General features: G+C 71.1%; 1 pseudogene. It reads left to right on the top strand.

The features are described 5' to 3' along the window. Nucleotides 1-318 (top strand): annotated as a pseudogene (locus P0G09_RS17060) (cell envelope biogenesis protein OmpA); the annotation flags it as partial.

Below are 318 nucleotides of genomic sequence, written 5' to 3'. Positions count from 1 at the left end.
GCCTTGTTGCCGAGGGGCTGCTGGCCCCTGTGGCCTCCCTTGACCCCGTGATCGCCCCGGCGGCGTTCTATGCTGCCAACCAGCTCTTTCTGGCCGGTGCGCTGGCTGTGGGCTGGCCTGTCCTGCGGGATGGCCTGCAGGGCCTCAAGGGCCGCCCCAGTGCAGACACCATGCCGGCGCTGGCCGCCTGCGGTGCGCTGGTGCAGGCTGCGGTCGCCCGGCTCAACGCCCAGAGCTATCAGAACTCCAGCTGGACGCTGCTTTCCGGCGTGGCCGCACTGGGCCTGTTCCTGGCCCTGCTGGGCAGCCGTGTCCTGC

Source organism: Faecalibacterium sp. DFI.5.82, assembly GCF_029076575.1.
Lineage (GTDB): Bacteria > Bacillota > Clostridia > Oscillospirales > Ruminococcaceae > Faecalibacterium > Faecalibacterium duncaniae.
The sequence above is the reverse complement of the archived record's forward strand: the minus strand, read 5'-3'. Positions and strand labels throughout refer to the sequence as shown.